Raw genomic sequence first — 21,856 nt, 5'->3', positions numbered from 1 at the left:
GATAACCCCCATGTTTGAAATTTCATATGTGTGAAACTGAGGGAATAAACCCCTCAGTTCAAACCGTTAGTCAAATTAAAATATTCCAATCATTACATCTTTGCAAAAAAATCAGATTTTTGAAAGCGTATTTTCACTATCTAAATAGTGTTTTTAACTTATCGTTGTGCTAATGGAACATAGCGTTGATGCGTTGGTCCATTATAATCAGCACGCGGACGAATTAAGCGGTTATTTTCATATTGTTCTAGAATATGAGCTAACCAACCTGACATACGACTGATCGCAAAGATTGGTGTAAATAAATCATGATCAATTCCTAAACAATGGTAAACAGAAGCAGAATAGAAATCGACATTTGGTGGAAGACCTTTTTCTTTTGTAACAATGTCTTCGATTTTGATAGACATATTATACCATTTTTCTTCCCCTAAAAGCACGCATAATTTCTTAGACATTTCACGTAAATGTTTCGCGCGAGGATCACCGTGCTCATATACGCGATGGCCAAATCCCATAATTTTCACCTTATTTTGAAGTGCGTTATGAATATAGGATTCTACATTTTCTTCTTCGCCAATTTCTTTTAACATCTTCATTACATTTTCATTCGCTCCGCCGTGAAGAGGTCCTTTTAAAGCACCAATCGCTGCTGTAATACCAGAATATACGTCTGAAAGTGTAGCAACGCAAACGCGAGCTGTAAATGTAGAAGCATTTAATTCATGATCCGCATGAAGTACAAGAGCTTTATCAAAAGCTTCAATTTCCACTTCATTTGGTTCGCGGTTATTTAACATATAAATAAAGTTTGCAGCTAATGATAAATCTTTTCGTGGCTCAACCACTTCTAAACCTTTACGAATTCTTGCATACGCTGCAACAAGAGTCCCTACTTGAGCCTGTAATTTAACCGCTTTCAAATAATTGGACTTCTCATCCATTAATTCAGCGCTCTCATCGTATAATGATAACATGGAAATCGCAGTTCGTAAAACAGACATCGGATGTGCAATCTTTAAATCTACTTGTTTTAAATATGATAAAATCTCACTTGGAACTTTAGAATATTCAGATAGAGTTTCTTTTAACTCATTTAATTCCTCTTCATTAGGAAGTTTACGGTGCCATAATAAATATACCACTTCTTCAAACGTAGCATTTTCCGCTAAATCATCAATATTATACCCAACATACGTTAATGTATCATCAATAATAGAACTTACGGATGATGTTGTTGCTACTACCCCTTCTAATCCTCGAATAACAGTCATGACATTCTCTCCTTTTCCTGAAAATTCTCCCAACCTTGCTCCCTTATATCTGTTTGCTTCCCTTCTAAATTATGAACGCCCGTTCACTCTTTAGGCAAGCAAAATGCACGATCATGCAAATTTGTTGTGATGTTCCCATCTCGTTGTTCCATTGCTTTATCAAAGCATGAGCGTGAGTTTCTCTCCGAATCCTCACGCTTAGAACAATAGATGGTGAGGAAAACTAGTTTCGAAGAGTTTATGATAAAAACAACATAAAACAATGTCAGCAGAAAATTATTTTATGTTGTTTTTATTTTATCTGGTGTAAGTCTTCGTTGCTATGTAGCCTTTACATGTTTTCTAATTCTATTATAAACAATTATCTGACTTTTGTGAATGGAAAGAATTCAAAAATTTTATATTACTATAAAATTCTTCACTTAAACATCTGTATAATGTTCATCACAGCATAGGCAATTCCAGCTCCAATTAATGGTCCTACAGCAACTCCATTAAATAATGCAACTGCAATAATTGTTCCAAATACAAGCGCAGTTGTAATATGAGGATCGTTCGTTAATAACTGCACACCACCCTTTGCTAACAAAGCAACCGCTATCCCTGAAGCGAGCGCAATCCATGCATAATATGATTTAGCTGCTTCACCAAGCTGCTTAAATCCAATTTCACCCGTAGCGATCGGAACAAGAACCGCAATTGTAATAACCGTTACACCAAGATTAATTCCTTTTGTTTGTAAATATGGAAGGATTTTTTCTCCTAGAAACGTCCACTTTAATAAAAATAAAACGCCAACTGCTACAGTGAGCGATTGATTTTTAGCAATAAGTCCAATAATAAGTAGTATGAATAAAAATAACGTTGATTGACTAATCATGATTACACTTCCTTTCTGAAAATAATGAACCTGTTTACAAAGTAAATCGCTGTTAAACATATCGTTATACACGATATAGGCAAGAGTATTCATCAATCAATATAGATGATACAGCAGACCTTAAACGCTCTAAACAAGACCAAAATAAGTTGTTTTTATATTTACCGAGAAAGAAAAGCACACTTCTTTCTTTTCTTATAAGAAACCAGTAAAATAAAAAGTAGGTAAAGTGAGGCTCTCGTCAATCAGTACAGAGAAAACATTTACTATTGATTAGCCTTCACCGTCAAGCTTTTACGCGCCGATCACTTCACACCTTGAAGTAATTCATACTGCCCGCGAATAGCAGGATAAATCCATCATTCCACTATAACATAAATACAATTTGGAATGGGAGGTAAGCACCTTTGAATCGAAACTCACTGTATATCGTATTGCGACTTATATTTGTCATTTTAGCAATAACAATTGGGTTTTATGCGATTTTGTATGTTTCAGGTCTTATATACCCTTTTATCATCGCATTAGCTTTTGCTTATTTGATTAATCCAGTCGTAAATTTTCTCAATCAAAAACTACAGTTCCCTCGTGCCTTAGCGGTACTCGTCAGCTTAATTCTCGTGTTCGGTGCCATCGTCGGACTTGTTACATATCTTGTGACAGAAGCGATTTCCGCCACAACTTACTTACTACAAATCGTCACAGAGAAGTTTCCAGCAATTGTACAGTATGCACAGCAATTTGCACTCAATAATATTATGCCTTTATATGATGATTTAATTTCTAAATTTAATCACCTTGGTGAATCACAACAATATACAATTACACAAAACATTCAAAATCTAGGAACGGAAGCAACAAAACAAATGAAAGAGCTGTTAACCGCCATTATAAGTGGATTAACAAATTTCATCAGTGCACTCCCAACAACTTTAACAGTCCTCGTCTTCGTCTTATTAGCGACTTTCTTTATTAGTTTTGATTGGCATACACTCGCTCACAAAGTAAAGCGATTACTTCCAAATCGCATACACGGATACGGAAAGACTATTTTTGTTGATTTACGAAAAGCATTATTTGGATTTATAAAAGCACAACTCACACTTGTATCTATGACTACCGTCATCGTACTAATTGGACTATTAATTTTGCGCGTACCATACGCCATCACAATCGCAATCATTACAGGAATTGTAGACTTACTTCCTTATTTAGGAACGGGAGCAGTCTTTGTTCCTTGGGTTATATATGTATTTTTCACAGGGGACACAGCTTTCGCAATTGGTCTACTTATTTTATATATTGTTGTCATTGTTCAAAGACAAATCATGGAACCGAAAGTGTTATCATCCAACATCGGACTCGATCCATTACCAACACTTATTGCGTTATTCGTTGGGTTTAAGCTATACGGTTTCTTAGGATTAATCATTGGCCCAGTCACATTAGTATTATTAAACACATTGCACAAAGCTCATGTATTTCATGATTTATGGAAGTTTATTAAAGGCACACCATTAAAATAAATTTTCCACAATAGTCGTTGTTCGCAATAAAATAAACAAGGGAATTTCCTATAATAAATGGGGGATTCCCTTGTTTTTTGCATAAAATAATACGACCGATAATACATTTGTATTTGTATTTGTATTTTTATTCTATTTTAAACATAAATATCAATCCCTTTTCTTCCTTTTTCTACAAATGAATAAATATACATTTTATATTTCGACAAAAAAATAACACTTACAACATTTCTGTTTCAAGTGTTATTTTTGTACAATAATTGTCGTGTTTCTTCTTATTTTCCGCTCTAACCATTTAATCATCATGAACTTAAACGGCTGTCGTGTTACCGAAAATATAAAAATAAACCCGATTACATCCGTCACATACCCTGGTGTCAAAAGAAGAAGTCCACCTATAAAAACAAAAATACCATCTAATACAGCATCTCCTGGCATTTCACCTCTATTTAACCGAAATTGAATCTCCTTTAATACTATAAGCCCTTGTCGTTTTGCTAAATAAGCGCCAAGTACACCTGTAAACACGATCATAGCAAACGTCGACCACATACCAATTAAATGACTAGATCCAATTAATACTGTTATTTCAACAGCAGGAATTAAAATTAAAAGAAAAAGAAGCCACTTCATTCCCTCATCCTCCTTCATCACACTATTTACAGGAAGCAAGATACTCACGCTACCCTAACAACAGCCTAATTAGACTCTCTCGATCTCCTCATGCCCTCAAAACAACCCACAAAACATCAAACAAAAAATGAAATCCCTTTCCCACTACCGAAGATTTCTTTTTTCAGAATGGTTTTTGTATTTAAATTAAAAAAAGAGAAGGACTCCGATCCTTCTCTCCATATTACTTCTTATAGCACTTCCGCATGTCCATTATAAACAATTCCGCGCGCCGCATCAACTGTTACTTCTTGGCCATTTTTTAAAGTCGTTGTCACACCGTTTACCCCAACGATAACCGGGATACCGATTGATACACCTACAACAGCCGCATGGCTTGTTAAGCCACCTTCTTCTACAACTAGAGCTGCAGCTTTTTCAATTGCAGGAATCATATCTTTATCAGTGCTTGTTGTAACAAGGATGTCACCTTTCGTTACGTTCGCTACAGCTTCTGCAGCTGTTTTCGCTACAACTACTTTACCTTTTGCAGCTTTGCGACCAATCCCTTGTCCTTTAGCGATTTCTTCACCAACAACATGGATTTTCATTAAGTTTGTTGTACCAGTTTCAGCAACTGGTACACCAGCAGTAATTACAACTGTATCTCCAAGTCCGATTAGACCTGCATCCATAACTGTTTGAATTGCAGTATCTAACATTTCATCAGTAGATGCTGCACGTTTTCCAGCCATAAACGCTTCTACACCCCAAACAAGCGCAAGACGACGGCCCACTTGCTCGTCAGATGTTACAGCTACGATTGGAGATTTTGGACGATATTTAGAGATCATTTTTGCAGTATATCCACTTTCTGTTGGAGCTACGATTGCAGCTACATCAAGAGCAAGCGCTGTGTGTGCAACAGATTGACTAATTGCATCTGTAATTGTTGGAGTGAACTCTTTAATACGCTTTTTGAACATATCTTCGTATTGCAATGATTTTTCAACACGTACTGCGATGTTCGCCATCATTGTTACTGCTTCTACTGGGTATTGTCCCGCTGCAGTTTCACCAGAAAGCATGATTGCATCTGTACCATCAAAGATTGCGTTCGCTACGTCACTTGCTTCCGCACGAGTTGGACGTGGGTTACGTTGCATAGAATCTAACATTTGTGTTGCAGTAATAACCGGTTTACCTAATACGTTACATTTTTTGATTAGACGTTTTTGTACTAGCGGCACTTCTTCTGGTGGAATTTCTACACCCATGTCACCACGAGCTACCATTAAACCGTCAGAAACTTCTAAGATAGAATCGATGTTATCGATACCTTCTTGGTTTTCAATTTTTGGTACGATTTGAATGAATTGTGCATTATGCGCTTCTAACAATTCACGGATTTCTAACACGTCAGCTGCTTTACGAACGAAAGATGCCGCGATGAAATCAACTTTTTGCTCGATACCAAAGACGATATCTTGTACGTCTTTTTCAGTGATACCAGGAAGCTTAATGCTTACGTTTGGTACGTTAACACCTTTTTTATTTTTCACAGTTCCGCTGTTCAATACTTTTGTACGGATGTTTCCGTCAGCTTTCTCGATTACTTCTAGTTCGATAAGGCCGTCATCGATTAGAATACGAGAACCTGAGTCTACATCCTCATAAAGACCAGCATAAGATACAGAGAACTTCTCTGCAGTTCCTAATACTTGCTCAGTAGAGATAACTACTTCTGCACCTGTTACAAGCTCAGCTTGTCCGTCTACGAAGTCATGTGTACGGATTTCTGGACCTTTTGTATCAAGTAAGATCGCAACTGTTTTACCAGTTTTCTTTGAAGCTTCACGAATGTTTTTGATACGTGCTCCGTGCTCTTCATGGCTACCATGAGAGAAGTTTAAACGAGCAACGTTCATACCCGCTTCGATTAATTGCTCTAATTTCTCAATACTTTCACTAGCAGGACCTATAGTACATACAATTTTAGTTTTACGCATATTGCACCTCCGAAAATTATGAAACCGTTCCCAAATATTCGATATTACGCCAATTAGATGGATAATTCTTTAGATAATTGATACATATCTTTATCAATCGTATGCTTTTGAGCTAACGCTTCGATAATGTCATGATCAACAAGTTTGTTATTTTGGATACCAACGCAGCGTCCACCTCTACCCTCAATCAACAGTTCAACTGCTCTTGCGCCAAGACGGCTTGCTAATACACGATCTTGTGCACTTGGTGATCCACCACGTTGTACGTGACCTAATACAGTTACACGAGTATCAAAGTTTGTTGCTTCTTCAATGTGTTTACCAATCTCAATCGCGCTTCCAACACCTTCTGCTACAACGATAATACTATGTTTCTTTCCACGCTCACTACCACGTTTTAAACGAGCAATAACATCTTCCATGTCATACTCTTCTTCTGGAATCAAGATTGTTTCTGCGCCATCTGCTAAACCAGCCCATAATGCGATATCACCAGCGTGACGCCCCATTACTTCAATAACATATGTACGTTCATGAGATGTAGCTGTATCACGAATTTTATCAATTGCATCAATAACAGTGTTTAATGCTGTATCGAAACCAATTGTGAAGTCTGTCCCAGGAATATCATTATCAATTGTACCTGGTACACCGACACACGGGAATCCTTGCTCTGTTAATTTTTTAGCACCTTGGTAAGAACCGTCTCCACCAATAACAACAATTCCTTCAATGCCAAATTTCTTTAATTGCTCGATACCTTTTAGTCGTACTTCTGGGTCTTTAAACTCAGGACATCTTGCTGTATATAATTTTGTACCACCGCGGTGGATAATATCGCCAACAGAACCAAGTTCTAATTTTTCAATGTGACCAGAAATTAATCCAGCGTATCCATGGTAGATACCATATACTTCTACATCATGGAAAATCGCTTTACGAACAACTGCACGAATGGCAGCATTCATACCAGGTGAATCTCCACCACTTGTTAATACACCAATACGTTTCATTTGTACTCACCTCATAAAGATTATTTACCTTATAATAAAATAACATGAAGAAATATAAAAATACAATGGAGAAGATGTGTCTTTTCACAATAAAAACGTGCATTCGCGAAATGGAACGCACGCTTTTCTTATTTTATCCAAATGGAAGCGTTTGAAAACGAAACTTGCCCAATTTTCATATATTTTTCATAACGTTTTTCGATTAATTCATCTTTCGAAATACCGTTTAATTGCCCGAATGTTTTTTTCAACATTAAGTCAATATTTTCTGATTGCTTTAGAATATTACGATGCGCACCGCCGCGTGCTTCTGGAATAATTTCGTCAATTACACCTAATTCTTTCAAATCCGCCGCCGTGATTTTCATCGCTTCTGCAGCTTCTTTCGCTTTTCCTGCATCTTTCCAAAGAATCGCTGCCGCTCCCTCTGGTGTAATAACAGAATAAGTGGAATTTTCTAGCATATGAATGTAATCTCCTACTCCAAGACCTAACGCACCACCACTGCCACCTTCACCGATAACAATGCAAATCACAGGTACAGTAAGCCCTGCCATTTCGAATAAATTACGTGCAATCGCTTCACTTTGCCCACGTTCTTCAGCAGCCTTACCAGGATAAGCACCTTTCGTATCAATGAAGCAGATGATTGGACGATTAAATTTCTCCGCTTGCTTCATTAAACGTAGTGCCTTTCGATATCCTTCTGGATGAGGCATTCCAAAATTACGACGAATATTTTCTTTCGTATCTTTCCCGCGCTGGTGCCCAATTACTGTTACAGACATGCCATCATATTTCGCTATGCCGCCGACAATCGCTGCATCATCGCCATATAGACGATCTCCATGACATTCAAAAAAATCAGTAAATAAGCGCTCAATATAATCGAGCGTTGTCGGTCGTTCTGCATGACGAGCAATTTGAACGCGGTCCCATACTTTCATATTGCCGTATATTTCTTCCTCTAAATTTTCTAGCTTGTCTTCCAAAATACGAATCTCCTCGCTGAAGTCCATCTGGGTGTTTTTCGTATAGTCTTTCAGTTCACGAATCTTATTTCTTAGCTCAACAACTGGTTTTTCAAATTCTAGCTCTGCCATATAGCCGTTTCCCCTCCTTGATGAACTTCTAAAATCTTACGGAGCGACTCTCTCATATCATCGCGATGCACAACCGCATCCAATTGACCGTGCTCTAGTAAAAACTCTGCCGTTTGAAAGTCTTCTGGCAGCTTCTCACGCACTGTTTGTTCAATTACACGTCTACCAGCAAAGCCGATAAGTGCACCTGGCTCTGCAAGATTATAGTCACCAAGTGAAGCGAAACTCGCTGAAACACCGCCTGTCGTCGGATGAGTCATAACAGAAATAAATAATCCTCCAGCATTGCTATGCTTTTTCAAAGCTACGCTCGTTTTTGCCATTTGCATTAAGCTTAAAATACCTTCTTGCATACGCGCACCGCCCGATGCAGTAAAGATAATAAATGGAACTTGTAATTCGTATGCTTTTTCAACTGCACGTGCAATTTTTTCTCCTACAACAGAGCCCATGCTGCCCATTCGAAAGCGAGAATCCATTACTGCAATCACAACAAGCATTTCATCAATTGTTCCTTCACCTGTCACAACTGCTTCATTTAATTCTGTTTTCTTGCGATCACTCTCTAATTTTTCTTCATAATTTGGGAACCCAAGTGGATTTAACGAAACCATCTCTTTGTCATACTCACGAAATGAACCTTCGTCCAATACACTATCAAGGCGTTCCCATGCATTCATAGGATGATGATAGCCACAGTTTACACATACTTTTAAATTTTTAAGAAGCTCTTTTGTATACATGATTTTCTTACATTTCGGACATTTTGTCATAACACCGTCCGGTACATCTCTTCGTACTTGTTCTGAAGGAATTGCAGCGTACTTTTTCTTTTTTACGAATAAATCTCTTAGCACAATTTGACCCCCTTTGTTGAGAGCTAAGGTTAGGAAGAAAATGTGGCTAACACCAAAAATCGATGTTAGCCTTGTCTTCTCAATCTGTCTAATAGAGGATGTTCAAACAGTCCGGTCAAGATAGCTACTCAGTTCTCTTTATCCTCTTTTTTTGAACACGCACTCATAACCTCTCTCTTTACGTTTAACTTTAACCGCTATGCGATAGATTGTTTGTCATAACGTGTCATGGTTATTTCGACAAATTTTATACATTACGAGTGAAACTGTATGTTTTCCATTAATTCATCATAAATTTTTAGTGCCTCTTCTTCTTTTTTCACGTATAACACTTCGTAAAGCTTTCTATAGATTTCTATAGATTCTAGTGAAATTTCATAAGAAAGAGTCGCAACGTAATCATTTACAATTCTCCAAATTCGATATAGTAAATAATTGTCCACTTGTTCAATAAGTGTTTTGAAAAACATTTGATGAAACTCCTGAATTGAACTTCCGTCCTTTTTAAGAACTTGTTTCAACATACCTAATACACTAGAAAACGTTTCTTTCGGTAAATCACATACGATTCGAATAACATCTTTTTCAAGCAATTGTTTCGTCTGTAACAAATCACGAATTGTTTTCTGATCTTGTAATAAAAATGGTGCGATTAATTGAACAAGACCATTGTCATAGAAGTTTCGAATAAACGTTCCTTCACCGCGTCTTGTTTCAATTAATCCTACGAGTTCTAAAGCTCGCAATGCTTCCCGTACAGATGAACGCCCAACGTTTAAACGCGCACTTAACTCGCGCTCAGATGGTAAACGATCACCTGCGACTAAACCATCCTCTTCCATAATGGAACGGATTTTCTTTACAATTTCGAGATATACTTTTGTATTTGATGATGTCAATAGAAATTCCTCGCTTACTCTTTACCAATCAACGCTAAATTTTTTGTTTTCTCAGCGACTTCATTTGGATCTACTTGACGGCGAGCTACTCCTGTCTCCATCGCAGCTTTTGCAACATAAGCCGCCACCTGAGGTGCTACACGCGCGTCAAACGGAGCTGGAATGATATAGTCTACATTCAGCTCATCTGCCGCTACAAGCTCTGCAATGGCTTGTACAGCTGCCATCTTCATTTCTTCATTGATTTGCGTAGCATGTACATCCAGTGCACCACGGAAAATACCAGGGAACGCTAGTACATTATTTACTTGGTTCGGGAAGTCAGAACGACCCGTTCCAACAACAGCTGCTCCTGCTGCTTTTGCCAGTTCCGGCATAATTTCTGGAACTGGGTTTGCCATTGCAAAAATAATTGCATCGTCATTCATTGTACGAACCATTTCCTCAGTCAATGCACCCGCTACAGATACACCGATAAATACATCCGCGCCTTGCAGAACATCCGCTAATGAACCTTCTACACGATTTTTATTCGTATATTTTGCAACTTCATCTTTCACCGGGTTCATACCAACAGGGCGACCTTCATAAATCGCACCTTTTCGGTCACACATAATAATGTCGCGTACACCATAGCGATATAAAAGTTTAATGATTGCAATACCTGCTGCACCTGCACCATTTGCTACAACTTTAATGTCAGACATTTTCTTTCCAACTAACTTAAGTGCGTTTACAAGACCTGCTACTGTTACAATAGCTGTTCCGTGTTGATCATCATGGAATACAGGAATATTTGTTTCTTTTTTCAAACGTTCTTCAATGATAAAGCAGTTGGGTGCTGCAATATCCTCTAAGTTTACACCGCCAAATGTCGGCTCCATTAATTTTACAGTTTCAACAATTTTATCTACATCGTTTGTATTTAAAGCAATAGGGAATGCATCTACGCCAGCAAAGCTTTTGAATAATACAGCTTTACCTTCCATTACTGGAAGAGATGCTTCTGGTCCGATATTACCAAGACCAAGTACAGCTGTTCCGTCCGTCACAACTGCTACCATGTTTCCCTTCATTGTATATTCATATACCTTACTTTTATCGTCATAAATTTCTTTACAAGGTTCTGCAACCCCTGGAGAATACGCAAGACTTAAGTCTTTAGCATTTTCTACTTTTACTTTTGATACAGTTTCTAATTTTCCTTGATGCACTTTATGCATGTGAAGTGCTTCTTCACGAAGTGTTGACAAACTATCCACTCTCCTCAAATTATTCTTGCTGATATCATTCTCTCCAAGTGGTCTGACCACGAATGCTATTACTATAATAATCGAACTATAGGGAAATTGTCCATTATATTTTCACTACGACATTTTCCTCACCGACTATTTCGCGAAGTGCTCCTAAACATTCTTCACTTGGATGAATTGACAAACTACGAGATAATTGTACCATTTTATGTTCCTTTTCATAATAAATTAGTACTTTCGCAAAACCTGAATAGTGAAACAATACTTTTGTAACTTGATTTAACAACTTCTTTTCATACTGCGATGGTAGTTTTACATAAATCGATGCTTCTCTCATTTCATTGTAAACATCCATTTGTTCTAATGGATAAAGACCGTTTACAATCCATTGCAATTTATGATTTCGTTGTTCAATCGTCCCTTCCACTAAAACAATTTCACCTTCTTTTAACCTCTCCGAAAAATGAATATACGTCTCCGGAAAGACAACCGCTTCCATTTCATCATTTTGATCACAAAAAGTGACGAACGCCATTTTTTGCAATTTTTTCGTCCGAATGACTTTTACACCTGTTACATAAACAATCGCACGCTGTACGTTTCGCTTTTGCCTCATCGCTTGCGCAAGAGACGGAATTTCTAGTTCTTTTACAAGCTTTGCATACTGCGCCGTTGGATAACTGGATAAATAAAAGCCAAGCGCTTCTTTCTCATTATTTAATTGTTCAATAAAAGATAGCTCTTCTCCTTGTACGTATACTGATTTTGGGACACTTTCTTCCCCCAATTCACGCGCAAGGCTTGCATACTCTAAAGCACCCTTAATACTGTTAAACAAAGTTGTTCTCGAAACTTGAAAATCATCGAAACAGCCGGCCCAAACAAATGCCTCTAAATTACGCTCCGTAACAAACTTTGCTGGCATACGAAGACAAAACTCAAATAAATCTTGAAATGGATTTCTTTCTCTTTCCTCGATCACCGCATTCACTGTAGCCATCCCGATATTTCGAATCGAAAGCAAACTATAGCGAATTGCATTCCCTTCTATTTGGAAATTATAACTACTTCTATGAAGAGACGGCGGTAAAACATAAAAACCTTTGCGCTTCGTTTCACGTATATATTGCACAATCTTATCTTCGTTACCTATCGCACTGGATAAGAGTGCCGTCATAAACTCTAAAGGATAATTCGCTTTTAAATAAGCGAGCTGATATCCAATCATACTGTACGCTACAGCATGGCTTCGGTTAAAACCGTAATTTGCAAATCTAACAATTAAATCATAAATTTGTTCTGCAGATGTTTCATCGTATCCATTTCGTAAACACCCTTGTACAAAATGCTTTCGTTCTTGATCTAAAATCTCACGGTTTTTCTTACTCACTGCACGGCGGAGCAAATCGGCTTCTCCGAGTGAAAATCCCGCTAACTGCGAAGCAATTTGCATAATCTGTTCTTGGTATACAATAACGCCATATGTGCTTTTTAAAATTGGCTTTAAATCTGAATGTAAATACTGAATTTGACGCTTCCCGTGCTTTGACTCAATAAAGGTTGGGATTTGTTCCATTGGCCCTGGACGATATAAAGCGTTGACGGCAACAATATCTTCAAACTCATTTGGTTTTAAACCGCGGAGTACATTCCGCATTCCCCCAGATTCGAGCTGGAATACACCTGTTGTATCTCCTCTTCCTAGTAATTGGAATGTCTTTTCATCTTGAAGAGGTAAATTCCGTATATCAATTTGTTTACCCGTTTTGTTCACAATAAATGTAAGAATATTTTCAAGTAACGTTAAATTACGTAAGCCTAAGAAGTCCATTTTTAACAGACCAAGTTCTTCTAACACTTCTGCTGGATATTGCGTTACATATACATCGTTATGTCCTTCTTGAATCGCAACACTTCCCGTTAATGGCTCCTGACTCATAATGACTCCTGCTGCATGAATAGACGTATGACGTGGTAAACCTTCTACACGCTTCGCAATTTCAAAAACACGCTCATGCAAGAGATTTCCTTGTACAAATTCACGAAGGGACCCGGATTCTTCATGTGCTTCTTTTAATGTAATCCCAATCCTTGATGGAATCAGTTTCGAAAATATGTCAATATCTCTCGGCGGAAGCCCCATTACGCGGGCGATATCCCGAATCGCTGCTTTTGCAGCAAGCGTTCCGAACGTAACAATTTGGGCAACGCGAAGTTGACCATATTTATCTTTTACATAACGAATCATCTCATCACGTCTAATGTCCGGAAAATCAATATCAATATCTGGAAGCGTAACACGTTCAGGATTTAGAAATCGTTCAAACAGCAAGTTGTACTCAATTGGATCGATAGCTGTAATTTCTAACACATAAGAAACAAGAGAACCTGCTGCTGAGCCACGGCCCGGTCCTGTTAAAATACCATGTTCATGTCCGTATTTCATAAAGTCCCAAACAATGAGAAAATAATCACTAAATCCCATGCGAGAGATAACTTCAAGTTCATGATTCAAACGTTTCCTATGTACATCTTGAACCACCCCATATCGCTTATTTAGCCCCTCTTCACAAATGCGGCGCAAATAAGCATCTGATGTTTCGTTAGATGGAACAGGAAACTTTGGCAATTGATTGACGTGGAAAGGAATTTCTACGTGGCAACGTTCAGCTATACGAACTGTATTTTGAAGAGCTTCTTCTGCATGAGAAAATAAAGCTTCCATTTCAGCCGATGATTTTAAATAATACTGGTCTGTTTTGAGCCTTGGTCTGTCTGGATCAGTCATCTTTGTTCCGCTCTGAACAGATAGCAAGCATTCCTGCACAAGCGCATCGCTTTGGTTCACATAACGAACATCATTTGTCGCAACGACTGGAATGTTTATTTCGTTTGCAAATTGTGGTAATTTTTCTTGCAAGAATAGTTCATCCTGAATTGCGTGATGCTGCAAACTCATATAAAAACTTCCAAACATATTTTGATACGCACGAGCTACTTCTTCAGCAATCTCGTCTCTTCCTTGTAGCAATAACTGTTCAATTTCCCCATCTTTTCCTGGAGAAATCGCAATCAACCCTTTTGCATAATGAGAAAGCCACTTTTTCGGAATCCCGTCTTTAGACTTAGTCATGATGGTGCTAGAAATTTTCAATAAGTTTTGGTATCCCATCTCATTTTCTGCTAACAGTACAAGCGGATAGGATCGCTCTTCTTCCTCACTAAAAACAGAGGCTGTTAATCCGATAATTGGCCGTATGCCATTCTTCTTACATGCTTTATAAAATGGAATCACTCCGTACATCACATTTTCATCTGTAATTGCAAGCGATGAAAATCCAAGCTCTTTCGCACGGCTTACAAGTTCATCAATTTTACAAGCACTTTTTAACAAACTATAAACGGTTTGACATTGTAAATGCACAAACTTCACTGTTGTACCCTCTCTTTATCTATTTGACTACTTTCATTATAGGTGATGAAGAAAGCGGAAATCAAAACATACTTCTTATACTTTGTCCATATATATGGAGGAGAAAGGGGAATGACGATGGATGTAAGACAAACTTTTTTCTCTCTTCTCATTACAACTTACTTTATTGCCTTTGGAGTAATGCTTGGTGGTTCTTTAATCGGAGGAATTGGAGCATTTCTTGTTGGAAAACCAGCTCTTACTGCCATAAATCAATTCGCAGAAAATTTACGTATTTGGGCACTCGTTGCAGCAATTGGCGGAACTTTTGATACATTTTATAGCTTTGAACGAACCTTTTTCGAAGGTGCCACAAAAGATATTGTGAAACAAATTTTACTTATTTTTTTCGCAACAGGCGGCATGCAAACGGGCCTGATTATTATTAAATGGATTACGCAGGATCATGTATGAGGGTTCCAAGCGCTACAATAGCAAAAAAGTGGTATTTATTTTTAGGTGGCGCTGCCGTTGGAGGAATTTTGAGTTGGTTTATTTTTTTGTACATATACGGCGTTTTTCAAGAAGATTATGCAAAAAAAATTGTGTTTCAAGAAACGGAAATTACAAGGCTAAAAAAGAATCTTCATGTTCTTACGGAAGATCGTACTAAATTAAATGAGGAAAATAAAAGCCTTTTAACGATCCAAGAAATTAAAATTGAGATTCCGAATCATGATAAATACGATTTAGACCGTGTTACTCTTGAAAATATGATTACTTCTCTTCAAGAAGACCTCCAGCACCTCGTAACAAAAAACGTTCAAAGCGTAGCAAAAAACAAAGAATTGTTAATAAAAGCAATTGAAAATAAAGTATACAAACATTATGACCGACGCTACCGCTTTAAAATCGAAACAATTTCCTTTGATACTGTGCTCGAAATTAGCATCAACATAAAACAAGAAAAGTAGAGCTTCTGAGCCCTGCCTTTCTTGTTTTTAACACATGAAGTACTTGTTTTATTTACAGATCTCACACAAGTCCGTGAAAAGACGATCTGCTTCTTCCCAAGAAGATGCTTTCGCACCAGAAGCCATCGGATGACCTCCGCCGTTATACTGCATCGCTAATTTATTAATTACCGGTCCCTTTGAACGAAGACGAACGCGAATCACATCTTCCTCCTCTAGAAATAGAACCCAAGCTTTTAATCCATCAATATTGCCAAGCGCTCCAACAACACCAGATGCCTCTGAAGGAAGTACATCAAATTCTTCTAGTACTTCTTTTGTCAGCTTAATATAAGCTGCACCTTCCTCTGTCATCGTAAAGTTTTGTAAAATGAATCCATTTAAACGAGCGATTTTCTCTTTCGTTTTATACATTTCATTATATAACTCTGGAAATTCCACTCCCATTTCTACAAGTTCGCCTGCATAGCGAAGTGTTCTTGCTGATGTATTTGGGAATAAGAAGCGACCTGTATCTCCAACAATCCCAGCTAAAATAAGACGAGCCGCTTCTTTTGAGATTGTTAAACCTTTATCTTTTCCGTAAGAGTAAAACTCATAAATAAGCTCACTTGTAGAACTTGATGTCGTATCAACCCACGTAACGTCTCCGTATGGATCTTCATTTGGGTGATGATCAATTTTAATAAGCTTCTTTCCTTTCATATAACGCTGATCACAAACACGCTCTTGGTTCGCTGTATCACAAACGATAACAAGCGCATTTTCATAAGTCTCATCATCAATTTCATCCATTACTCGTAAATACGATAAAGAAGGTTCATTGTATCCAACCATATAAATCTTTTTCTCTGGGAACGATTCTTGAAGAATGGTTCCTAACCCACATTGTGAACCTAATGCATCTGGATCTGGGCGCACATGACGGTGAATAATAATCGTATCAAACTCTTTAATCGCTGTTAAAATTTGTTCGTGCATATGTATAGTCTCCTTTTTATTGATTTCTACCTCTGTAATCAATTTTCTCACTTTATCCTTCATTATAACTGAAAATAATTTATCCATGTGGACAATTGCTTTATAATAATAGTTAGAAAGTTTCGATAATGTTTTTTATTTTCACTTATCATGGGGCTGAAACAGAATCTGACCGCTTCTATGCTCGGGCGGACACTCTCTCCCACCTAAAAAGATGGGGTTTCAGTTCAGTTTTATTCAGTTTATTTTCCCGCCATATCAGTCTCGGCTATGAAAACAAAAGGGATTCTCCACTCGTTCCCTCCCTTTGTTTTCACTTGGCATGGGGCTAAAACAGGCACTGACCGCTTCTATGCTTGGGCGGACACTCTCTCCCACCTAAAAAGATGAGGTTTTATTTTTAAATTTACCTAAATACAAAATAACGGAGGATCATATCATGCCAGTATTAGTCTTTTGTATTATCATCTCATTTATGTTGTATCTCTTCTATAAAACAAAATATTTTCGTACAAATCGTCCGATGGAAAAAGGATGGCTTGCTGGAAAATCCGCAATGGCGCTCGGTGTATTCGTTGCGCTATTTGGTGCAAACCAATTTTTCTTAGAACTCTCTACCGCACGTATTATCGTTGGCGTGTTATTTATCTTATTTGGTGGTGCAAGTATTTTTAATGGATTCCGTCAGTATAAACATTTCTCACCTCTTGCAGTCGAAGAAGCAGAAGCGTATAAAACAATGTAAAAAGCATCAGCATTTATGCTGATGCTTTTTACATTGTTTTATTTTTAAAATCATATATGCAACAAATGCAGGTGGAATATTAAAAGGACTTCCTTGCACGTGAAAATGTAATTGTTCTTCTTCAAAAGACATATTTTTATACAACTCTTGTTGTGAAAGCTTTGTTCGTTGTTTTTGCTCGTTTAGCCCTTCAATGTAAAGATACTGAATAGGTATCATGGCAAGAAAATAAAACAATGCAACACCACCAAAAAAGAGCAACTCTGATGACATAGTGAACACCATCCTTTTTTCTTTTATATACAAATTATCTGACAATTAGATTATACTACATTTCAATTACCAAATGAAGGGAATTTATATATATATCCATTTTTAATATCCCAACATATAAGTCGCTGCTATGAAGAACAAAAGGTCATTTTCTCCTTTTGGTTTCACTTGGCATGGGGCTGAAACAGGATCTGACCGCTTCTACGCATGGCCAGATCCTCTCTCCCACCTAAAAAGATAGGCTTTCTTTCGGTTTTTCAATTTGTATTTATACATAAAAAAAGCTGAATGAACCTCCCTATAAAAAAGGATTCTTCATTCAGCTCTTTTCCATACTTATCGATCAATCAGCTGTACCATTAACAGTGCTTTCCCAACAACCTCTCCTCCGTGACGCACTTCCACATCTACCTTTCCAAATTTACGACCGATTTCTAACACCTTTGGATGTACAGAAACAACATTGTCAATTTGAACCGGCTTTACAAAATAAATTGTTAAATTCTCGACAATCGAATCACTTTTTTTCTGCGCACGGATGGCGCGATTTGTTGCTTCTGTGACAACGGTTGTAAATACACCATATGATAATGTTCCAAATGAACTCGTCATTTGTGGTGTCACAGAAAATTGATAACTGTGTTCGTTCTTTGCTTCTTTCGGAGTCACAAATTGATTTGTGACGATATCCTCAATCGTTTCTCCAACTTGCGGTTGACGTTGAATCATTTGCAATGCTTGGAGTACATCTTGACGGCTAATAATCCCTTGCAATCGGTTGCCTTCATCGACAACAGGAAGAAGTTCAATCCCCTCCCATACCATCATGCGCGCTGCCGCTGCAACAGACATTTTCCCATTCACTGTAATCGGTTGCTTTGTCATCACTTTTTCAATTGGCGTTTCTTTTGCGATACCAATCATATCTTTTGAAGTAACAATCCCTAATACCTTTTTATTTTCATCTACAATTGGATAACGCCCATGCATTGTTTCTTTATTATACGCATGCCATTGCGCTACTTTATCACTAGGTTTTAAATATAACGTTTCTTCAATTGGCGTTAAAATATCTTCAACGAGTACGATTTCCTTTTTGATAAGCTGATCATAAATGGCACGGTTAATAAGCGTTGCCACAGTAAATGTATCATAGCTACTTGAAATAATCGGCAACTTTAATTCATCTGCTAACTTTTTCACATGATCTTCTGTATCAAATCCACCTGTAATTAATACTGCAGCTCCTGCTTCTAATGCTAGTTGATGTGCATTCGTACGGTTACCGATAATTAGCAAGTTTCCTGCTTCTGTATAGCGCATCATCGCTTCTAATTTCATGGCCCCAATCACGAATTTATTTAATGTTTTATGTAATCCTTCTCTTCCGCCAAGCACTTGGCCATCGACGATATTGACCACTTCGGCATATGTTAGTTTTTCAATATTTTCCTTTTTCTTTTGTTCAATTCGGATTGTTCCGACACGTTCAATTGTACTAACATACCCTTTATTCTCTGCATCTTTAATCGCACGATAGGCCGTTCCTTCACTTACACTCAAATCTTTTGCAATTTGGCGCACAGAAATTTTATGCCCTACCGGCAGGCTATTAATATGTTCTAAAATTTGATTATGTTTGGTAGCCAAATGGTTTCACCATACTTTCTTTTCCCTAAATTCTTCATGTGTTGTATTTTTAGTATACTATATTTCCGAAACTGTTACACTGTACTTTTATGTATCTGTACTATTTTTTTTATAACAAAATGACTCTTACATTCCATCGGTCACATTCTTACAACAGTGTAATGCTATTGTCATCTCATTCGATAGTTTGTCCATCCTTTCAAATGTACAATAAAGACAAGAAATCAAACAAAGGAGCGAATGAAAATGAAAAATTTTTTAGAAGTTGTAGGTGCTGTATTTTTAGCTTTCGTTGATGGAAAAAAGGTTGCAGTGGAATTAAATGAAGCACCAGAACAAGCATTACCAGAAAAAGTAAAAGAAAAACCAAAACAAGCACAGACCTTCAAACCTCTTTTACACACATAAAAAACCCTTCACTTGTCTTTTCAAATGAAGGGTTTTTTTTATAGTGTAATGCTTTCTCCAGCTTCTAATACCTTACCTGTACTACTTGTTAGTTTTTGGACAAAAAGGTGCGGATTTTGCTGGATGACTGGGAATGTATTATAGTGCATTGGCACAACCGTTTTTGCTCCAATCCATTCCGCAGCTAACACTGCATCCTCTGGCCCCATTGTAAAATTATCACCAATTGGTAAAAATGCTACATCGATATTATTAAGAGAACCGATTAACTTCATATCGGAAAATAAAGCAGTATCTCCCGCATGATACACTGTTTTTTCTTCTGCAGTAAATAAAATTCCAGCTGGCATTCCTGTATATGTAATCGTCTGATTTTCTTCATCAATATAACTTGACCCATGGAATGCTTGTGTAAATTTCACTTTTCCAAAATCAAACACATGTGAACCACCGATATGCATCGGATGTGTATTTACACCTTGCCATCCTAAAAATGTTGCGAGTTCAAACGGTGCCACAACAACCGCATTATTTCTCTTCGCAAGCGCTACTGTATCGCCGACATGATCACCATGACCGTGCGATAAAATAATCGCATCTACCTTGACATCTTCAGCCTTTAAATCTGTTTTCGGATTACCTGTTAAAAACGGATCAATTAAAATAACCTTTCCATTCGTTTCAATCTTTACAACTGAATGCCCGTGATAAGATACTTTCATTATTACATTCCTCCCTTATTCACATTCACACCTTTTATTCTACATGATTTCATAATTCCCTGTCTTTTCAAACAACGATTTACTTGTCATAACGCTTTCATCCGATGTAAAGTTATATATGTAACTCAAATCTCGGAGGTGCAAATCTATGAATACTAGATTAGAAAACTTAATGCAATGGCTACAAGAACAAAACGTGGAAGCTGCATTTTTAACTTCTACACCAAACGTCTTCTATATGACAAACTTCCATTGTGAACCACACGAAAGACTACTCGGTCTATTTGTATTCCAAGAAAAAGAACCGATTTTAATCTGTCCTAAAATGGAAGAAGGTCAAGCTAGAAACGCTGGCTGGGCACATGAAATTATCGGATTTACTGATACAGACAAACCATGGGATATGATTGCAAAAGCAATCGCAGATCGCGGCATTGATGTAAATGCAGTGGCAATTGAAAAAGAACATTTAAATGTAGAGCGCTATGAAGAATTAACAAAATTATTCCCGAAAGCATCTTTCAAATCCGCTGAAGAAAAAGTACGCGAACTTCGTTTAATTAAAGACGAAAAAGAACTTTCTATTTTACGCCAAGCAGCTCACATGGCAGACTACGCTGTTGAAATCGGTGTAAATGCAATTGAAGAAAATCGTAGCGAATTAGAAGTGTTAGCAATCATCGAACATGAAATGAAGAAAAAAGGCATACATAAAATGTCCTTTGACACAATGGTATTAGCAGGCGCAAACTCTGCACTGCCACACGGTATTCCAGGCGGAAACAAAATGAAGCGCGGTGACTTCGTACTGTTTGACTTAGGTGTAATCATTGATGGTTACTGCTCTGACATTACACGTACAGTCGCATTTGGCGATATTTTAGAAGAACAAACACGCATTTACAACACTGTACTAGCTGGCCAATTACAAGCGGTTGAAGCTTGTAAACCAGGTGTTACACTTGGCGAAATTGACAATGCTGCTCGCTCTGTTATCGCAGATGCAGGTTACGGAGAATTCTTCCCGCACCGCCTTGGTCATGGACTTGGAATTAGCGTACACGAATATCCAGATGTAAAAGAAGGCAACGAATCTTCATTAAAAGAAGGTATGGTCTTCACAATTGAACCAGGTATTTACGTACCAAACGTAGGTGGCGTTCGTATTGAAGATGATATTTATATCACAAAAGACGGATCAGAAATTTTAACAAAATTCCCGAAAGAATTACAGTTTGTGAAATAAGAAAAAGGTAGCGACTGCG

The 21,856-nt window shown here is 37.6% G+C and carries 20 protein-coding genes; 6 read left to right on the top strand and 14 right to left on the bottom strand.

Features of this window, described 5'->3' with window-relative positions; translation table 11 throughout:
• Positions 1-158: 158 nt before the first annotated feature.
• Both citZ and MHH45_RS20935 read right to left on the bottom strand, forming a co-directional pair.
• On the bottom strand, positions 159-1,307 hold the full coding sequence (gene citZ, locus MHH45_RS20940; protein WP_003200970.1) for a citrate synthase: 1,149 nt from the start codon (positions 1,305-1,307) through the stop codon (positions 159-161).
• A gap of 385 nt (positions 1,308-1,692) precedes the next feature.
• On the bottom strand, positions 1,693-2,154 hold the full coding sequence (locus MHH45_RS20935; RefSeq protein ID WP_003200968.1) for a DUF441 domain-containing protein: 462 nt from the start codon (positions 2,152-2,154) through the stop codon (positions 1,693-1,695).
• A 407-nt stretch (positions 2,155-2,561) separates the two neighbouring features.
• On the opposite strand from MHH45_RS20935, the gene ytvI reads away from it, so the two are divergent.
• On the top strand, positions 2,562-3,680 hold the full coding sequence (gene ytvI / locus MHH45_RS20930) for a sporulation integral membrane protein YtvI (protein WP_016116588.1): 1,119 nt from the start codon (positions 2,562-2,564) through the stop codon (positions 3,678-3,680).
• Positions 3,681-3,923: 243 nt separating this feature from the next.
• Here the strand turns inward: ytvI and MHH45_RS20925 are convergent, their stop codons facing one another.
• The 8 genes from MHH45_RS20925 to dnaE all read right to left on the bottom strand — a co-directional run bounded on the left by MHH45_RS20925 (position 3,924) and on the right by dnaE (position 14,859).
• The gene (locus tag MHH45_RS20925) at positions 3,924-4,313 is read right to left on the bottom strand and encodes an FxsA family protein (protein ID WP_016116589.1); all 390 of its coding nucleotides are present in this window, start codon (positions 4,311-4,313) and stop codon (positions 3,924-3,926) included.
• Between the two features lie 230 nt (positions 4,314-4,543).
• Positions 4,544-6,301, bottom strand: a complete 1,758-nt coding sequence (gene pyk / locus MHH45_RS20920; protein ID WP_016116590.1) for a pyruvate kinase — start codon at positions 6,299-6,301, stop codon at positions 4,544-4,546.
• Positions 6,302-6,354: 53 nt separating this feature from the next.
• Positions 6,355-7,314, bottom strand: coding sequence for a 6-phosphofructokinase (pfkA, locus tag MHH45_RS20915; RefSeq protein WP_016116591.1), 960 nt, complete (start codon positions 7,312-7,314; stop codon positions 6,355-6,357).
• A 128-nt stretch (positions 7,315-7,442) separates the two neighbouring features.
• Positions 7,443-8,417, bottom strand: coding sequence for an acetyl-CoA carboxylase carboxyl transferase subunit alpha (accA, locus tag MHH45_RS20910; RefSeq protein ID WP_016116592.1), 975 nt, complete (start codon positions 8,415-8,417; stop codon positions 7,443-7,445).
• Positions 8,405-9,274, bottom strand: coding sequence for an acetyl-CoA carboxylase, carboxyltransferase subunit beta (gene accD / locus MHH45_RS20905; RefSeq protein ID WP_006096170.1), 870 nt, complete (start codon positions 9,272-9,274; stop codon positions 8,405-8,407). Before accD ends, accA begins: the two co-directional genes overlap by 13 nt.
• 254 nt (positions 9,275-9,528) lie before the next feature.
• Positions 9,529-10,173 (bottom strand): FadR/GntR family transcriptional regulator, encoded by a 645-nt coding sequence (locus MHH45_RS20900; RefSeq protein WP_016132098.1) that lies wholly within the window; start codon positions 10,171-10,173, stop codon positions 9,529-9,531.
• Positions 10,174-10,187: 14 nt separating this feature from the next.
• Positions 10,188-11,396 (bottom strand): NAD(P)-dependent malic enzyme, encoded by a 1,209-nt coding sequence (locus MHH45_RS20895; protein ID WP_170927928.1) that lies wholly within the window; start codon positions 11,394-11,396, stop codon positions 10,188-10,190.
• 133 nt (positions 11,397-11,529) lie between these two features.
• Positions 11,530-14,859: a DNA polymerase III subunit alpha gene (gene dnaE, locus MHH45_RS20890; protein ID WP_088093813.1), complete on the bottom strand. Its 3,330-nt coding sequence runs from the start codon at positions 14,857-14,859 to the stop codon at positions 11,530-11,532.
• 117 nt (positions 14,860-14,976) lie between these two features.
• On the opposite strand from dnaE, the gene MHH45_RS20885 reads away from it, so the two are divergent.
• Together MHH45_RS20885 and ytrI are read left to right on the top strand one after the other, a co-directional pair.
• Positions 14,977-15,312 carry a YtrH family sporulation protein gene (locus MHH45_RS20885; protein ID WP_033671552.1) on the top strand — a complete coding sequence of 112 codons (336 nt, stop codon included), beginning with the start codon at positions 14,977-14,979 and terminating at the stop codon, positions 15,310-15,312.
• On the top strand, positions 15,309-15,812 hold the full coding sequence (gene ytrI / locus MHH45_RS20880; RefSeq protein ID WP_088093812.1) for a sporulation membrane protein YtrI: 504 nt from the start codon (positions 15,309-15,311) through the stop codon (positions 15,810-15,812). The genes MHH45_RS20885 and ytrI overlap by 4 nt, the downstream gene beginning before the upstream one ends.
• Before the next feature lie 48 nt (positions 15,813-15,860).
• Here the strand turns inward: ytrI and MHH45_RS20875 are convergent, their stop codons facing one another.
• A complete protein-coding gene (locus MHH45_RS20875; protein WP_088093811.1) occupies positions 15,861-16,793 on the bottom strand; it encodes a DHH family phosphoesterase in 933 nt (310 codons plus the stop codon).
• 439 nt (positions 16,794-17,232) lie between these two features.
• Between MHH45_RS20875 and MHH45_RS20870 the strand changes: the two genes are divergently transcribed.
• On the top strand, positions 17,233-17,538 hold the full coding sequence (locus tag MHH45_RS20870) for a YtpI family protein (RefSeq protein ID WP_006096165.1): 306 nt from the start codon (positions 17,233-17,235) through the stop codon (positions 17,536-17,538).
• 6 nt (positions 17,539-17,544) lie between these two features.
• Here the strand turns inward: MHH45_RS20870 and MHH45_RS20865 are convergent, their stop codons facing one another.
• On the bottom strand, positions 17,545-17,811 hold the full coding sequence (locus tag MHH45_RS20865; protein WP_016116599.1) for a DUF3949 domain-containing protein: 267 nt from the start codon (positions 17,809-17,811) through the stop codon (positions 17,545-17,547).
• Positions 17,812-18,147: 336 nt separating this feature from the next.
• Positions 18,148-19,461 (bottom strand): DRTGG domain-containing protein, encoded by a 1,314-nt coding sequence (locus tag MHH45_RS20860; protein ID WP_016116600.1) that lies wholly within the window; start codon positions 19,459-19,461, stop codon positions 18,148-18,150.
• Between the two features lie 246 nt (positions 19,462-19,707).
• Between MHH45_RS20860 and MHH45_RS20855 the strand changes: the two genes are divergently transcribed.
• A complete protein-coding gene (locus MHH45_RS20855) occupies positions 19,708-19,869 on the top strand; it encodes a hypothetical protein (protein ID WP_088093810.1) in 162 nt (53 codons plus the stop codon).
• Positions 19,870-19,907: 38 nt separating this feature from the next.
• Here the strand turns inward: MHH45_RS20855 and MHH45_RS20850 are convergent, their stop codons facing one another.
• Entirely contained in the window at positions 19,908-20,591 is a 684-nt protein-coding gene (locus MHH45_RS20850) for a metal-dependent hydrolase (protein WP_088093809.1), read from the bottom strand.
• A 148-nt stretch (positions 20,592-20,739) separates the two neighbouring features.
• Between MHH45_RS20850 and pepQ the strand changes: the two genes are divergently transcribed.
• The gene (gene pepQ, locus MHH45_RS20845; protein ID WP_016116603.1) at positions 20,740-21,837 is read left to right on the top strand and encodes a Xaa-Pro dipeptidase; all 1,098 of its coding nucleotides are present in this window, start codon (positions 20,740-20,742) and stop codon (positions 21,835-21,837) included.
• Positions 21,838-21,856 lie beyond the last annotated feature (19 nt).

Source organism: Bacillus sp. FSL K6-0042 (assembly GCF_038006685.1).
Taxonomy (GTDB): Bacteria; Bacillota; Bacilli; order Bacillales; family Bacillaceae_G; genus Bacillus_A; species Bacillus_A pseudomycoides.
Note: the sequence above shows the minus strand (reverse complement) of the source record. Positions and strands in the feature narration are given on the sequence as shown.

Bases quoted from the DNA above. Each gene is read 5' to 3' on its own strand.
- MHH45_RS20935 (WP_003200968.1), bottom strand. From the start codon at position 2,154: ATGATTAGTCAATCAACGTTATTTTTATTCATACTACTTATTATTGGA.
- MHH45_RS20925 (WP_016116589.1), bottom strand. From the start codon at position 4,313: ATGAAGTGGCTTCTTTTTCTTTTAATTTTAATTCCTGCTGTTGAAATA.
- pyk (WP_016116590.1), bottom strand. From the start codon at position 6,301: ATGCGTAAAACTAAAATTGTATGTACTATAGGTCCTGCTAGTGAAAGT.
- pfkA (WP_016116591.1), bottom strand. From the start codon at position 7,314: ATGAAACGTATTGGTGTATTAACAAGTGGTGGAGATTCACCTGGTATG.
- accA (WP_016116592.1), bottom strand. From the start codon at position 8,417: ATGGCAGAGCTAGAATTTGAAAAACCAGTTGTTGAGCTAAGAAATAAG.
- MHH45_RS20895 (WP_170927928.1), bottom strand. From the start codon at position 11,396: ATGCATAAAGTGCATCAAGGAAAATTAGAAACTGTATCAAAAGTAAAA.
- MHH45_RS20885 (WP_033671552.1), top strand. From the start codon at position 14,977: ATGGATGTAAGACAAACTTTTTTCTCTCTTCTCATTACAACTTACTTT.
- ytrI (WP_088093812.1), top strand. From the start codon at position 15,309: ATGAGGGTTCCAAGCGCTACAATAGCAAAAAAGTGGTATTTATTTTTA.
- MHH45_RS20875 (WP_088093811.1), bottom strand. From the start codon at position 16,793: ATGCACGAACAAATTTTAACAGCGATTAAAGAGTTTGATACGATTATT.
- MHH45_RS20870 (WP_006096165.1), top strand. From the start codon at position 17,233: ATGCCAGTATTAGTCTTTTGTATTATCATCTCATTTATGTTGTATCTC.
- MHH45_RS20865 (WP_016116599.1), bottom strand. From the start codon at position 17,811: ATGTCATCAGAGTTGCTCTTTTTTGGTGGTGTTGCATTGTTTTATTTT.
- MHH45_RS20855 (WP_088093810.1), top strand. From the start codon at position 19,708: ATGAAAAATTTTTTAGAAGTTGTAGGTGCTGTATTTTTAGCTTTCGTT.
- MHH45_RS20850 (WP_088093809.1), bottom strand. From the start codon at position 20,591: ATGAAAGTATCTTATCACGGGCATTCAGTTGTAAAGATTGAAACGAAT.
- pepQ (WP_016116603.1), top strand. From the start codon at position 20,740: ATGAATACTAGATTAGAAAACTTAATGCAATGGCTACAAGAACAAAAC.